General features: G+C 59.6%; 14 protein-coding genes. 5 read left to right on the top strand and 9 right to left on the bottom strand.

Annotation, left to right across the window (positions count from 1 at the left end; all coding sequences use genetic code 11):
• Positions 1–155: 155 nt before the first annotated feature.
• The 7 genes from adk to CFter6_RS07090 all read right to left on the bottom strand — a co-directional run bounded on the left by adk (position 156) and on the right by CFter6_RS07090 (position 5,265).
• Entirely contained in the window at positions 156–812 is a 657-nt protein-coding gene (gene adk, locus CFter6_RS07120) for an adenylate kinase (protein ID WP_061539342.1), read from the bottom strand.
• 211 nt (positions 813–1,023) lie between these two features.
• Entirely contained in the window at positions 1,024–1,803 is a 780-nt protein-coding gene (gene kdsB / locus CFter6_RS07115) for a 3-deoxy-manno-octulosonate cytidylyltransferase (protein ID WP_061539341.1), read from the bottom strand.
• 18 nt (positions 1,804–1,821) lie between these two features.
• Positions 1,822–2,019, bottom strand: a complete 198-nt coding sequence (locus CFter6_RS07110; protein ID WP_061539340.1) for a Trm112 family protein — start codon at positions 2,017–2,019, stop codon at positions 1,822–1,824.
• Positions 2,000–3,052, bottom strand: a complete 1,053-nt coding sequence (lpxK, locus tag CFter6_RS07105; protein WP_205631449.1) for a tetraacyldisaccharide 4'-kinase — start codon at positions 3,050–3,052, stop codon at positions 2,000–2,002. The genes CFter6_RS07110 and lpxK overlap by 20 nt, the downstream gene beginning before the upstream one ends.
• Positions 3,039–3,470: an ExbD/TolR family protein gene (locus tag CFter6_RS07100; protein WP_061539338.1), complete on the bottom strand. Its 432-nt coding sequence runs from the start codon at positions 3,468–3,470 to the stop codon at positions 3,039–3,041. Before CFter6_RS07100 ends, lpxK begins: the two co-directional genes overlap by 14 nt.
• Positions 3,467–4,072 (bottom strand): MotA/TolQ/ExbB proton channel family protein, encoded by a 606-nt coding sequence (locus CFter6_RS07095; RefSeq protein ID WP_061542249.1) that lies wholly within the window; start codon positions 4,070–4,072, stop codon positions 3,467–3,469. The genes CFter6_RS07100 and CFter6_RS07095 overlap by 4 nt, the downstream gene beginning before the upstream one ends.
• A gap of 272 nt (positions 4,073–4,344) precedes the next feature.
• Positions 4,345–5,265, bottom strand: coding sequence for a LysR family transcriptional regulator (locus CFter6_RS07090; protein WP_061539337.1), 921 nt, complete (start codon positions 5,263–5,265; stop codon positions 4,345–4,347).
• A gap of 130 nt (positions 5,266–5,395) precedes the next feature.
• Between CFter6_RS07090 and CFter6_RS07085 the strand changes: the two genes are divergently transcribed.
• The 3 genes from CFter6_RS07085 (at position 5,396) to sodB (ending at position 8,983) form a co-directional block, all read left to right on the top strand.
• The gene (locus CFter6_RS07085) at positions 5,396–6,343 is read left to right on the top strand and encodes an alpha/beta hydrolase (protein WP_061539336.1); all 948 of its coding nucleotides are present in this window, start codon (positions 5,396–5,398) and stop codon (positions 6,341–6,343) included.
• Between the two features lie 527 nt (positions 6,344–6,870).
• The gene (xseA, locus tag CFter6_RS07080) at positions 6,871–8,232 is read left to right on the top strand and encodes an exodeoxyribonuclease VII large subunit (protein ID WP_061539335.1); all 1,362 of its coding nucleotides are present in this window, start codon (positions 6,871–6,873) and stop codon (positions 8,230–8,232) included.
• A 172-nt stretch (positions 8,233–8,404) separates the two neighbouring features.
• On the top strand, positions 8,405–8,983 hold the full coding sequence (sodB, locus tag CFter6_RS07075; RefSeq protein WP_061539334.1) for a superoxide dismutase [Fe]: 579 nt from the start codon (positions 8,405–8,407) through the stop codon (positions 8,981–8,983).
• Positions 8,984–9,078: 95 nt separating this feature from the next.
• Here the strand turns inward: sodB and CFter6_RS07070 are convergent, their stop codons facing one another.
• On the bottom strand, positions 9,079–9,702 hold the full coding sequence (locus CFter6_RS07070) for a TetR/AcrR family transcriptional regulator (RefSeq protein ID WP_061539333.1): 624 nt from the start codon (positions 9,700–9,702) through the stop codon (positions 9,079–9,081).
• 189 nt (positions 9,703–9,891) lie between these two features.
• Here CFter6_RS07070 and CFter6_RS07065 point away from each other — a divergent pair, with 189 nt between their 5' ends.
• Entirely contained in the window at positions 9,892–11,097 is a 1,206-nt protein-coding gene (locus CFter6_RS07065) for an acetyl-CoA C-acetyltransferase (protein WP_061539332.1), read from the top strand.
• Positions 11,098–11,121: 24 nt separating this feature from the next.
• Positions 11,122–13,254 carry a 3-hydroxyacyl-CoA dehydrogenase NAD-binding domain-containing protein gene (locus CFter6_RS07060; protein ID WP_061539331.1) on the top strand — a complete coding sequence of 711 codons (2,133 nt, stop codon included), beginning with the start codon at positions 11,122–11,124 and terminating at the stop codon, positions 13,252–13,254.
• Positions 13,255–13,310: 56 nt separating this feature from the next.
• Here the strand turns inward: CFter6_RS07060 and CFter6_RS07055 are convergent, their stop codons facing one another.
• Entirely contained in the window at positions 13,311–13,628 is a 318-nt protein-coding gene (locus CFter6_RS07055) for an SCP2 sterol-binding domain-containing protein (protein ID WP_061539330.1), read from the bottom strand.
• Positions 13,629–13,647: the final 19 nt, after the last annotated feature.

The following is a 13,647-nucleotide window of genomic DNA, read 5'->3' as shown; positions in this document are numbered from 1 at the left end:
GGGTGGCTGCCGGCCAATACTGCGTAATGCATTTCTTTTCGCTGCCCTTTTATTTTCGGAGAGGCGCCTGGGCTGGTTTGCGGCTGATAGATCCCTGATGAATTCTAAATTATTTTGTTGATCAAAAGAAAAAGCGGACCGAAGTCCGCTTTTCTTTATGCTTCCAACGCAGCAAACGCGCTGTCGCGTATTTGCTCAACCGGACCGACGCCGGCGATCTTGCGGTATTTGGGAGCACCCGGCAGGCCGGCCTTGGCCCAGTCGCCGTAGTAATTGACCAGCACCTCGGTCTGTTCGTGATACACCGACAGCCGCTTCTTGACGGTTTCTTCCTTGTCGTCGTCGCGCTGGATCAGGTCTTCTCCGGTGATGTCGTCCTTGCCTGCCACCTTGGGCGGATTGAACTTGGCATGGTAGGTGCGGCCGGACGACAGATGCACGCGGCGGCCGCTCATGCGTTCGATGATGGCGCTGTCGGGAACGTCGATTTCCAGCACATAGTCGATCTTCACGCCGGCGTCCTTCATGGCGTCGGCCTGCGGAATGGTGCGCGGGAAACCGTCGAACAGGTAGCCGTTGGCGCAATCCGACTGCTTCAGCCGGTCCTTGACCAGGCCGATGATGATGTCGTCGGAGACCAGGCCGCCTGCGTCCATCACCTTCTTCGCTTCGATACCGAGCGGAGTGCCGGCCTTGACTGCTGCGCGCAACATGTCGCCGGTGGAAATCTGCGGAATGTTGAATTTCTCTTTAATGAAAGTCGCTTGCGTGCCTTTACCGGCACCAGGCGCTCCTAAAAGGATGAGGCGCATGTTAAAGTCCTAAGGTGAGTTTGTGAATTGATTGTGGCGACGGCGCACCCAAAGGTTGCTGGATTTGCTGCGACGTCTCCGATATGCTTTATTTACATCACGCTATCTTTGCATGAAACTTACCATACAATTTTACCAAACAGCCAGTCCGCGGCACTATTTCTGTTGGTTCAACGATAATTTCCAAGCACTTGCGCGACACTTTCGCTCTTTATAGAGCGCTGAAAAAACGTCTTACCCGCTCCAGGTCTTCCGGCGTATCCACGCCCACTGCCGGCGCCGCCGGCGCAATATGCACCGCAATCGGGTAACCGTGCCACAGCACCCGCAGCTGCTCCAGCGCCTCGATCTGTTCCAGCGGCGACACCGCCAGCGTCGGGTAGGTTTGCAAAAAACCATTGCTGTACGCGTACAGGCCGATATGGCGCAACGGCACATAGGCCGCCGGCAAATCCTGGCGCGGCGGTGCAAACGGCGGCGCAAAGCCGTCGCGGTGCCACGGAATCGTCGCCCGCGAAAAATACAGCGCGCGCCCGGCCTGGTTCAGGACCACCTTGACCACATTCGGATTGAAGGCATCGGCCGCCGAGTCGATCGCGTGCGCCGCGGTTGCCATCGGCACCTCGCCGCTGATCTGCGCCGCGGTAGCGGCGATCAGCTCAGGCTCGATCATCGGTTCGTCGCCCTGCACGTTCACCACCACGGCGTCCGTCGCCAGGCCCAGCGCCGCCGCCACTTCGGCAATGCGGTCGGTGCCGGACGGATGGTCGGCGCGCGTCAGGCGCGCGGCGATGCCGTGCCGGGCGCAGGCCGCCAGAATATCCGCATGATCGGTCGCCACGATGACCTGCGCCGCACCGGACAGTGCAGCACGCTCGGCGGTGCGCACGATCATCGGCTTGCCGCCGATATCGGCCAGCGGCTTGTTAGGCAGCCGGGTAGACGCCAGCCGCGCCGGGATGATGACGGTGAAAGGCTTGCTCACGCTCACGCTCACGATAAACGCCGCCTACGCCGCAGGAGTTGCAGCCGGCGCGGCCGGGCTGCTCAGGTCGCGCGCCTGGTCGGCCCACATGATAGGGATGCCGTCGCGCACCGGGTAAGCCAGCTTGTCGGCAGAGCAAATCAGTTCCTGGGCTTTTTTGTCGTAATGCAGCGGACCTTTGCAGATCGGGCAAACGAGGATGTCAAGCAGTCGGGTGTCCACGGAGCTTCTCCAGAATTTGATGTATTTGACGAGACAACACGGCGTCGATCTGCGCCGTCACCGGAACCACCCAGATGCGCGGATCGTTCCTGATGCTGTCTATTTGCCGACATTTTACTGCATCCTTTTCAGTTATCAGGATGATCTCGGCCTGGAGTGCTGCAAACGGGTTGTCGGAAAAATCATGATGATCAGGCAAAGCCAGCGCTTCGAAGCGCAATCCGGCCGCCGTCAGCATCGAAAAAAACCGCTGCGGATTGCCGATGCCGGCGGCGGCGGCAAGCCGCAAGCCCGGGTCTTGCAGGCTGGCCAGCGGCCTGGTCCGGCTCGGGTCGCCCAGCTGCTCGGCCTGCTCACCCACCAGCTGCATGCGGATCGCCGAGGCCGGCATGGCAGCCGGCATGGTTGCCGCATTCACCACGGTAAAGTCGCGGCGGCGGCTGGCCGGTTCGCGCAGCGGCCCGGCCGGCAGCAGCCAGCCGTTGCCGGCGCCGCGTGCGTCGAACAGCACGATTTCGATGTCGCGCTGCAAACGGTAGTGCTGCAGACCGTCGTCCGACAGGATCAGGTTGACTTCGGGGTGCGCCTGCAGCAGCGCTTCGGCGGCAGCCACCCGGTTGCGGCCCACTACCACTGGACATTGCGCGCGGGCGGCGATCAGCAAAGGCTCGTCGCCTGCTTCGGCCGCCAGCGATGCCGCATTTACATGTTGCACGGCTGGCTGGCCGTCGCCGGACTGCGCGGCATAACCGCGCGAGATCACGCCCGGCACGTAACCGGCCTGGCGCAGCGCCTGCACCAGCCAGATCGTCAGCGGCGTCTTGCCGGTGCCGCCGACAAAGATGTTGCCGACCACGATCACCGGCACCGGCAGGCGCGTGCTGGCCTGCCAGCCGGCCGCGTACAGACGGCGGCGCAGTGCCGCCACCAGCCCGAACAACAGCGACAGCGGCCATAGCAGACATGCCAGCAAACCGCGCCGCTGCCAGGCAGCGCTCAGGACCGATTCCAGCGAAGATTTATTTGTGGCCACTAGTCTGGGCAGCAAACGTGATCTTGTCGAAACCAGCCAGGCGCGCCGCTTCCAGTACATTGATCACGGTCTGGTGAGTAGCCATGGCATCGGCGTTGATGATCACCACAGGGTCGCCCTTGGCGCCGTCGGCCTGCACCGCATTCTTCAGGTCGAGCGCCAGCGATGCCGCATCCTTGGACGATACCTGGACATTGTTGACCGCGTACTGCCCTTGCGGACTGACAGCGACGTTGATCTCCTGCGGCTGCACCACTGCCTTGTCGGCGTCAGCCGTCGGCAAGGTGATTTGCAGCGCGGTGAATTTGCTGTAGCTGGTGGTCACCATCAGGAAAATGACGATTACCAGCAAGACGTCGATAAACGGAATCAGGTTGATTTCCGGGTCGTCGCGACCCTTGCCTTTGCGGAAGTTCATTTGCGTGCGCCGTGAACGGTATCGACAAATTTTACAGCCTGCTGCTCCATGTCAACCACGAAGCCATCGACCAGCGCGCGGAAATGGCGGTAGAAAATCAGCGCCGGCATGGCGATCGCCAGGCCGAAGCCGGTGTTGTACAAGGCTACCGAAATGCCGTGGCCCAGCTGCGCAGGGTCGGCGCCGGCGCCGTTGGTCGCGCCAAAGATTTCAATCATGCCGACCACGGTGCCGAACAAGCCCATCAGCGGCGCCAGCGAGGCAATCGTGCCGAGCGTAGTCAGGAACCGCTCCAGTTCATGGGCGGTAGCCTGGCCAGCTTCTTCGATCGACTCTTTCATCAGGTCGCGCGGCGCATCGACGTTGCGCAGGCCGGCAGCCAGCACCCGGCCCAGCGGCGAATTGGTTTCCAGGTTGGTCAGGACTTCCTTATTGACCTTGCCGTTGTGATAAACCCGTATCACTTCCTGCAGCAGCTGCGGCGGCAGGATGCGCGGCCGGCGCAGGTAAACCAGACGTTCGATAATCAATGCGGTGGCAATGATGGAGGCAATCAGCAACAGCCAGATCGGCCAGCCCGCAGCTTGAATAATGGCAAACAAAAGAAACTCCTTGGTGAAATCGCATTCAATATCGGCAAATGCGGATGAGGGGTTCATCAGCATGGATGCAGAATGTAACTTGTTGAAGGCTTGTGAGCAAGGGCGACAAGCGTTGCGGGACGGAAATTTTTACGCTTAATTTGACCGCGGCTAAGCGACACTGCAAGTTCCACACATTTTATGTGAACAAGATTGTGGACAAGTGCCGGACTCGGATGCGAAGTCCATGATTTCAAAGGATTTTTTTGCGCTGCTTGAAAAACGTGCAAATTTTATCCATCCGCCTTGGCGAAACGGCCGGCCTCCGCAAGAAAATGTTGCACGGCCGGCAGCGTGTCCGTCTGCCGGCACACCAAGGTCAACGGCGCGCTGAATCCGCCGCCGCTTTCAAGCAGGCGGCAATACGCCACCTGGTCGGTGTGGAAGCCATTCATGGATGCCGGCACAACGGAAATACCAACACCTGAGGCAACCAGGCAGATATTGGTCAGCATGCGGTCGACTTCGACAGCGATCTTGGGCGAGAATCCGGCGCGCACGCAGGCATCGATAAAATTGGAATACATGCCGGTAGCTCCCGGGTTGCGGACCATGATGAACTGTTCGTCGCGCAATGACTTCAGGGAAATTGCCGGCATGCCCTTTTTTGGCCGCTTTTGCAAAAGCGCATGTCCGACGGGCAGGACCAGCAGCATTTCTTCGTCAAGCAGACGGTGGAACGCCAAACCGGGAGGACGGCTGACCGGCATGCGCAGGAAGCCGAGGTCAAGCTTTCCCGAGGCGATCGCGCTGGTCAGTTCCGCCGCATTGCCTTCGCTGAATTTGACGGCGACGCCGGGCTTTGCCGCGCGGTGCGCCCGCAGGATCTCTGGGATCAAGGGATGCGCCGCAGCCGAGCTGGTGAACCCTACCGAAATGATGCCTTCGATCCCGCTTGCCGCACGCACCGCACGCTGCGCGCCCTGGGCGACATTTGCCAGGATAGCCTTCGCCTCGTGCAAAAACACCTCGCCGCCGATGCTGAGGTCGACGCCTTTCGGATGCCGGTGGAACAGCGCAAATCCCAATTCGGTCTCCAGCATGCGGATCTGCTGGCTGAGCGGGGGCTGCTGCATGTTCAACCGTTTCGCCGCACGCGTGAAATTCCCCTCCTCGGCAACAATCACAAAATAACGCAAATGCCTCAATTCCATGATGCCCTCAATGCACTACAGCGATACATATAAAGTATGGAGATGCCGTTTTTATTATATTTTACATTGACCTGCCGCCCTCTTATTATCAGTGGCGTAATCACATCGGCAATTTCAACGGGACTTTGACATGGACAACATAAAACGGCGGACCTTGTTAGGAATGGGCGTGCTGGGAGCATCGGCGCTGATCGCCCCGCGCGTGCTTTACGCCGCATCCTCATCCGCGGAACAACATGAGATCCCGCTCTGGTCCAAACCGCCTGGAGGCAATGGCCCCGACGGACCGGAACGGACCAATGCCAAAGGCTCGGTCACCAACATCTCCCGTCCGCGCCTGGTGGTCTATCGTCCCGAACGGCCTGACGGCAGCGCTGTACTGGTGATTGCCGGCGGCGGTTATGGGCATATCGAACGAGGAAGCGAAAGCATCCCGGCAGCCCAGTGGCTGCAATCGCTTGGCGTCACCGTATTCGAACTGGTCTATCGTTTGCCCGGCGAAGGCTGGTCAAACATTGCGCCGTTCCAGGATGGCCAGCGCGCCATGCGCCTGATCCGGGCACTGGCGCCGAAATATGAACTGGCGACCAACCGCATCGGGATACTCGGCTTTTCCGCCGGCGGCCATCTGGCGGGAACCACGGCGGCAGAACCGGATGCCCGGCGCTACCAGGCCATCGATGCGGCCGATCAATTTTCCGCGCGCCCCGATTTCGCCGGATTGATCTATCCTGTGCTCACCTTCATGCCACCCTACGACAACACGCGTTCGCGCCGTGAAATCATCGGCAAAAACCCGGATCTTGCAGCCAGCGAAGAATTCTCGGTGGAACGGCACGTTACCAGCGGCATGCCGCCGACCTTCCTGGCGCAGGCTGCGGACGATCCGATTGCGCCGATCCAGAACAGCCTGCTGATGTTCAATGCGCTCAAGGCCGCGCAGATCCCGGCGGAAATGCATGTGTTCCAGGATGGCGGACATGGCTGGGGGCTGGGGAAACCGGATAGCCAGCCGCGTGCCTGGCCCGGCTTGTTCGAATCCTGGACTGCACATAACGGCTGGATAAAAAAAGCCTGACACCGGACCCGGCGCCTTCAATGCAGAGTTCCACACATATTATGTGAACAAGATTGTGGACAAGTACTTAACTCGAAACTTAAGCCGATGATTTGAAAGGTTTTTTTGGCGCTGCATGAAAAACGTGCAGTATCGTCGGACGCCACACCAGCAAAGTTCTCCACAGTTTTTGGGGATAACTTTGTGCACAAGCGCACTGGATTCACGAGAAGTCCTTGATTGGAAACGCCTTTTCACAACTGTTGGCGGCAGGTGCAAAGGCACCTCAAACAGCGGTTTACGGAGGGCGATGACGATTTCGACGGATCTTTTGTAGCCGCTTTGCCATGATCCCACCCATGGATATCCACAAGCCTCGGCTCATCCACAGTTACCCACAGAATTTGTGGATAAGCTTGTGCGCAAGCACACTGCAATCCGGGCAAGCCTTTGATTTGTTTCGCTTTTCCATTGATGATCAGCGACCGTGCTTTACAATGGCAAACTCCAGCAAATCACGCGCCAATAAAGAACCCCGGAAAGCCCGTATGAATTTCTCCAGCGACACCGACCTCCGTTCCAGCGGACCGCCAGTACTGACGGTTTCCGCCTTGAATCAAGCCGTGGCGCGTTTGCTGGAACGCAGCTTCCCGCTGGCCTGGGTGGCAGGCGAGATATCGAATTTCAAAAGCTACGCTTCCGGCCACTGGTACTTCACCTTGAAAGACGATACGGCGCAAGTGCGCGGCGTGATGTTCAAGGGCCGCGCCCAGCATGCAGGTTTCACCCCGCGCGACGGCGACAAGGTGGAAGTGCGGGCGCTGGTGACGCTGTACGCTGCGCGCGGCGACTACCAGCTCAACGTCGAAGCGATCCGGCGCGCCGGCGTCGGCAACCTGTACGAAGCGTTCTTGCGCCTGAAAGAAAAACTCAATGCGGAAGGCTTGTTCGATCCGGCCCGCAAACGGCCGCTGCCGCCATTCGCCCGCACCATAGGCATCGTCACCAGCCTGCAGGCGGCGGCGCTGCGCGATATCCTGAGCGCCCTGGCGCGGCGTGCGCCGCATGTGCGCGTGATCCTTTATCCGACCCCGGTCCAGGGCGACGGCGCGGCGGAGAAAATCGCGCGCGCCATCAATACCGCTGCCGCGCGCGCCGAATGCGATCTGCTGCTGGTGTGCCGCGGCGGCGGCAGCATCGAAGATTTATGGTCGTTCAATGACGAAGCGGTAGCGCGCGCCATCGTCGCCGCGCCCATGCCGGTGATTTCCGGGGTCGGCCATGAAACCGACTTCACGATTGCCGATTTTGCCGCCGACCTGCGCGCCGCCACCCCGACCGCCGCCGCCGAACTGGCGACAGTGCCACGCGCCGAATGGCTGGCGACGCTAGAGACGCATGCTGACGACCTGACCCGCGCCCTGCGCCGGCGGCTGGCTGAAACCAGCCAGACCCTGGATTGGCTGAGCCGGCGCCTGAGCAGCCCGGCCACCACCATCGCCCACGAGCGGGTCAAGCTGCAAAGCCTGCAAACCAGGCTGCTGCACGCCACCCGTATTCCGTTGACGCAATCGCGTCACGCGCTGCTGAACTTGCGCACCCGCTGGGCCGCGCAAATGCCCAGCACGATTGCACCGCGCATCGCGCTGCTGGAACAGGGCCGACGCCTCAACGGCGCGCTGGCGGCGCAAAACCGCGATCGCCGCCAGGCATTGGCAGCGCTCAATGCGCAGCTGGAACTGCTGAATCCGCAACGCACGCTGGAACGCGGCTACGCCATCGTTTCGGACGCCAAGGGCCATGTGATCCGGACGCCGCAGGCGCTGCAGCCGCGCCACGTGATCACCGTGCAGCTGGCCGAAGGCAGCGCCCAGGTCGGCATAGACAGCGTGCAGGCGACGCTGGATTGAACGGATGTTTTTTTGTGATGCAAGTCACATAGCGGATCGAATAAAAGCGCAAGCATGCTGCATGGAATAGCTAAGCGCTTTACAATAGCTCTCTCCAGAATCTGTTCACGGCACTAGATGTATAGGCAACAGCTTCTTTGTAATTCCAATAAAACTATAGAAAGGACGCACCATGGCACACACACTCCCGCCTCTCCCGTACGATCTGGACGCACTGGCTCCGCACATCTCCAAGGAAACCTTGGAATTCCACTATGGTAAGCATCACCAGACTTATGTGACCAACCTGAACAACCTGGTTCCGGGCACAGAATTCGAAAACGCTACCCTGGAAGAAATCGTCAAGAAATCGTCCGGCGGCATTTTCAACAATGCGGCGCAGATCTGGAACCATACGTTCTACTGGCACAGCCTTTCGCCACAAGGTGGCGGCGCACCAACCGGCGCATTGGCAGATGCGATCAATGCAAAATGGGGTTCGTTCGACAATTTCAAGACTGAACTGACCAAGACCGCAGTCGGCACTTTCGGCTCCGGCTGGGCATGGCTGGTGAAGAATGCTGACGGTTCGCTCGGCCTGGTGTCGACTTCGAATGCAGCCACTCCGCTGACCACCGACGCCAAGCCGCTGATTACTGTCGACGTCTGGGAACATGCTTACTACATCGACTACCGCAACGCCCGTCCAAAATACCTGGAAGCATTCTGGGCATTGGCGAACTGGGAATTTGCTTCGAAGAATTTCGCATAAGCAAATTCGTAAATATCGATAAACACTTTATCGACATTGCAAAAATAGCGCCGCTTACCGCCGGCGCTATTTTTTTTATCTGCAAGCCAAATCGGCTAAAGTTGCTCAGGCTTCGCGATCGCCCGCCACAACATCCTGAACAGCGCATTCGCCTGCAACGCCAGCGGCTCTTTTTCGCCGCGCATGGTGTGCATGTGCACCAGCCTTTCCAGGATGCCGATGAAATAGTCCAGCAGGATTTTTTCATCCACTTCATCGGTCAGCACGCCTTGCGCCCTGCCGTCGGTCAGGGTCTTCATCAGCACTTCCATCATTTCCGGCTGGCGGAAAGTACGGTCGCGCCCCCATGCGCTGATCTGCAGCGAACTCATGATGAGCTGGCTGACCTTGGGGTTGCGGTCGAAAAAATCCAGCACTACCCAGAACACCTTGCGCAGTTTGTCCTGGCAGCTCTCGATGCCTTGCAGGTGATCGAGCATGCGCGAAGCCAGCGTGCCTAGCCAGGTTTCCAGGCAGGCAAACAACAATGCTTCCTTGCTGCCGTAGTATTTATAGATGGTTTGCAGGGAGACGCTGGCGGCGCTGGCGATCTCACCGTAGGCGACGCTATGGAATTCGCGTTCTGAAAACAGGTCCAGCACGGCGTTTTCTATCCTCTGCCTGATCAAGGGCTTGAGCAAGGCGCGGTCCAATATGATTTTCTGTTTTTCCGAAGCCATAAATTTTGTTATGGTTTTACCATATGTGTAATTAATATTACTACCAATACGACAATCAATTTCCGCTCGGATTTAGAGTGGCTTACCAATTGACGCCGGCCACTGCTTTAACTACAGTGGGCATTCAGGATGAATCAGCAGCAAGCTAAGTGTAATTTTAATTACTAGAACATACAAGCCGGAGACGCTATGACTGAAGCCTATATTTTCGATTCCGTGCGGACCCCGCGCGGCAAGGGCAAAAAAGACGGCAGCCTGCACCAGGTAACGCCGGTCAGCCTGCTGGCCCAGCTGCTGCAGGCGCTGGAGCAGCGCAACCGCCTCGATACTTCGCAGGTCGACGACGTCGTGCTCGGCTGCGTGACGCCGGTCGGCGAGCAAGGCGCCGATATCGCCCGCACCGCGGTGCTGTATGCCGGCTGGGACCAGTCGGTGGCGGGCGTGACACAATCGCGCTTTTGCGCCTCGGGCCTGGAATCGGTCAACCTGGCGGCGATGAAAGTCATGTCCGGCCAGGAGCAGCTGGTAGTGGCCGGCGGCGTCGAGAGCATGTCGCGCTGGGCCATGGGTTCGGACGGCGGCGCCTGGTTCATGGATCCGCGGGTCAACCAGGTCACCGGCTTCGCGCCGCAAGGCATAGGCGCCGACCTGATCGCGACGCTGGAAAATTTCTCGCGTAGCGACGTCGACAATTTTGCCCTGCAATCGCAGCAGAAAGCTGCGCGCGCCCGCGCCGAAGGCCGCTTCGGCAAATCGCTGGTCGCGGTCAAGGACCTGAATGGCCTGGTGGTGCTGGACCATGACGAATACATCCGCGCGCAAACCACTATCGAAAACCTGGCTGCGCTGAAACCCGCCTTCGAACAAATCGGCCAGATGGGTTTCGACGCCACTGCACTGCGCAAGTACACCACTGTCGAAAAGATCAACCATGTGCACCATGCCGGCAATTCTTCCGGCATCGTCGACGGCGCTGCGCTGGTGCTGGTCGGCAGCAAGGAGATGGGCCAGAAACTGGGCCTGAAGCCGCGCGCCAGGATCGTGGCGACTGCCGTCACCGGCTCGGAGCCGACCATCATGCTGACCGGCATCGCTCCGGCTGCGCGCAAGGCACTGGTCAAGGCCAAGATGTCAGCCAAGGATATTGACCTGTTTGAAATCAATGAAGCGTTTGCCGCAGTGGTGATGCGCGCCATGCGCGACCTGGAGATCGACCCGGAACGGGTCAACGTCAATGGCGGCTCGATCGCCATGGGCCATCCGCTGGGCGCAACCGGCGCCATGATCCTCGGCACCGCGCTCGACGAACTGGAGCGCAGCGGCAAGAAGACTGCCCTGATCTCGCTGTGCGTGGGCGGCGGCATGGGCATCGCCACCATCATTGAACGTGTCTAACAGACTGGAAGACTGGATCAGATCATGAGCGTAAATTTTCAGAAAGACAGCGACAATATCGTAACCTTGACCCTGGACATGCCGGGGCGTTCGATGAATGTATTGAATGAAGCGCTGACCGCGCCGTTCATGGAAGCGATTGCCGCCATCGAAGCCGACCCGGCCGTCGCTGGCGTCATCATCACCTCGGGCAAGGCGGATTTCGTGGCCGGCGCCGATATCGAAAAACTGTTCCAGATCACCGATGCACAAGCAGCCTTCGACCTGGTGCAGGAATTCAAAGGTTTCCTGCGCCGCCTCGAATCATGCGGCCGGCCGGTAGTGGCCGCGCTGAACGGCACCGCGCTGGGCGGCGGACTGGAGCTGGCGCTGGCCTGCCATCACCGCATCGCCATCAACAATCCGAAAGCCAAGTTCGGCCTGCCGGAAGTCAAGCTCGGCCTGCTGCCGGGCGGCGGCGGCACGCAACGCCTGCCGCGCATGATCGGCATCCAGGGCGCGCTGCAGCTGATGTTGGAAGGCAAAGAGCTGCGCGCCGAAGAAGCGCTGCAGCAAGGCATCGTCCAGGAACTGGCGAGCGACAAGGAGGACTTGCTGGCCAAAGCCAAGGCTTGGTGTCTGGCCAATCCCAAGGCCAAACAGCCGTGGGACGACAAGAAATTCCGCTGGCCCGGCGGCGACTCGCGCAGCCCGGGCAACGGCCAGCTGTGGGCGATCGCGCCGTCCATGGCAAGCGCCAAGACCCATGGCAATTATCCGGCGGCGACCAACATCATGAGCTGCGTATTCGAAGGCGGCATCGTCGATTTCGATACCGGCTGCGAAATCGAATCGCGCTATTTCGTCAACTGCGCCTTGTCACCGGTCGCCAAGAACATGATCGGCAGCTTGTGGTTCCAGCTGAACGCCATCAACAAGGGCAAGTCGCGCCCGGAAGGCATCGCGCCATCCAAAGTCGGCAAGGTCGGCATCCTCGGCGCCGGCATGATGGGCGCAGGCATCGCCTATGCCTCGGCCAAGGCCGGCATAGAAGTTGTGTTGCTGGACAACAGCCTGGAAACCGCGCAAAACGGCAAGGACTATTCCAGCAAGCTGCTCGACAAGGCCATCAAGCGCAAGCAGCAAACCGCGGAGGGCAAACAAGTCCTGCTGGACCGCATCAGACCAACCGTGGATTTCAACGATCTGGCAAGCTGCGACTTGGTTATCGAGGCGGTGTTTGAAGAGCGCGAGATCAAAGCGACAGTCACCCGCAAAACCGAAGCGCTGATCAGCGCCGACGCCGTGTTTGCCTCGAACACCTCTACCCTGCCGATCACCGGCCTGGCGCAAGCCAGCGTGCGGCCGGAAAATTTCATCGGCCTGCATTTCTTCTCGCCGGTGGACAAGATGCCGCTGGTCGAAATCATCGTAGGCCAGCGGACCAGCCAGCAGACGCTGGCGCGCGGCTTCGACTACGTACAGCAGATCAAGAAAACCCCGATCGTAGTCCACGATTCGCGAGGTTTCTACACCTCGCGCGTATTCGGCACCTACGTGATGGAAGGCTTGAAGCTGCTGACGGAGGGCCAACATCCGCGCGCCATCGAGATGGCCGGTTTGCAGGCTGGCATGCCGGTGGGCCCGCTGGCAGTGCACGACGAAGTCAGCCTGTCCTTGTCGCTGCATATCCTGCAACAGACGCGCAAGGATTTTGCTGAAGCCGGCAAGCCTTTCGCCGGCCATCCGGCCGATGCCGGGCTGGAAAAAATGGTGACCCAGCTGGACCGCAAAGGGAAAAAAGCCGGCAAGGGATTTTATGATTATCCCGAAAACGAAAGCAAGCACCTGTGGCCCGGCCTGCAGCAAGCCTTCCCGCTCGCAGCCACGCAGCTGCCGCAAAAGGACTTGATCGAGCGTTTGATGTTTGTGCAAGCCAACGAAGCTGCCAAATGTTATGAGGAACAGGTGGTGCTGACAGTAGCCGACGCCAATATCGGCAGCATTTTCGGCTGGGGATTTGCACCGTTCCATGGCGGCGCCCTGCAATACATCAATGCCTACGGCGTCGCCGATTTTGTCCAGCGCGCGAACCAGCTGTCAGAGCAGTTCGGCAGTTATTTTGCGCCGGCGGCGATACTGGTGAAAATGGCGGAACAAGGAAAACGTTTCGAATAGCGGGCTAACGACAGGCCGCGGCTCTTCCTCGGCGACGACGAAGAGCCGCAGGCGGTTCAGCCGATCTTGCTGGCGTCGAACAGGGAAGGAATGCGCTGGGCCAGCATCAGGTCGCCCTTCAGCTTCAGCTTGCCGCCCATGAACGCCATGGCGCCGTTGAGTTCGCCTTTCAGCATGGCCTTCAAATCTTCGTCGGCCATGGTCAGCGCCACATCCGGCGCATCGACCACGCCTTCGTGCGCGGTGCATGTGCCATGGTCGATCAGCAGGTACATCGGTTTCGAAATATCGAACTGGATGCTGCTTTTCATGCCTGCCGCCGCTACGGTGTTCAGGCACGACGGCATGAGCTTGATGATGTCGTTGACTGTCATTGCTGTTCCTCCGGTTGTT

The organism is Collimonas fungivorans (genome assembly GCF_001584145.1).
GTDB lineage: Bacteria > Pseudomonadota > Gammaproteobacteria > Burkholderiales > Burkholderiaceae_D > Collimonas > Collimonas fungivorans.
The sequence above is the reverse complement of the archived record's forward strand: the minus strand, read 5'-3'. Positions and strand labels throughout refer to the sequence as shown.

Coding starts and splice junctions, on each gene's coding strand:
- adk (WP_061539342.1), bottom strand. CDS start 812: ATGCGCCTCATCCTTTTAGGAGCGCCTGGTGCCGGTAAAGGCACGCAA.
- CFter6_RS07100 (WP_061539338.1), bottom strand. CDS start 3,470: ATGAACTTCCGCAAAGGCAAGGGTCGCGACGACCCGGAAATCAACCTG.
- CFter6_RS07090 (WP_061539337.1), bottom strand. CDS start 5,265: ATGGAATTGAGGCATTTGCGTTATTTTGTGATTGTTGCCGAGGAGGGG.
- CFter6_RS07085 (WP_061539336.1), top strand. CDS start 5,396: ATGGACAACATAAAACGGCGGACCTTGTTAGGAATGGGCGTGCTGGGA.
- xseA (WP_061539335.1), top strand. CDS start 6,871: ATGAATTTCTCCAGCGACACCGACCTCCGTTCCAGCGGACCGCCAGTA.
- sodB (WP_061539334.1), top strand. CDS start 8,405: ATGGCACACACACTCCCGCCTCTCCCGTACGATCTGGACGCACTGGCT.
- CFter6_RS07070 (WP_061539333.1), bottom strand. CDS start 9,702: ATGGCTTCGGAAAAACAGAAAATCATATTGGACCGCGCCTTGCTCAAG.
- CFter6_RS07065 (WP_061539332.1), top strand. CDS start 9,892: ATGACTGAAGCCTATATTTTCGATTCCGTGCGGACCCCGCGCGGCAAG.
- CFter6_RS07060 (WP_061539331.1), top strand. CDS start 11,122: ATGAGCGTAAATTTTCAGAAAGACAGCGACAATATCGTAACCTTGACC.
- CFter6_RS07055 (WP_061539330.1), bottom strand. CDS start 13,628: ATGACAGTCAACGACATCATCAAGCTCATGCCGTCGTGCCTGAACACC.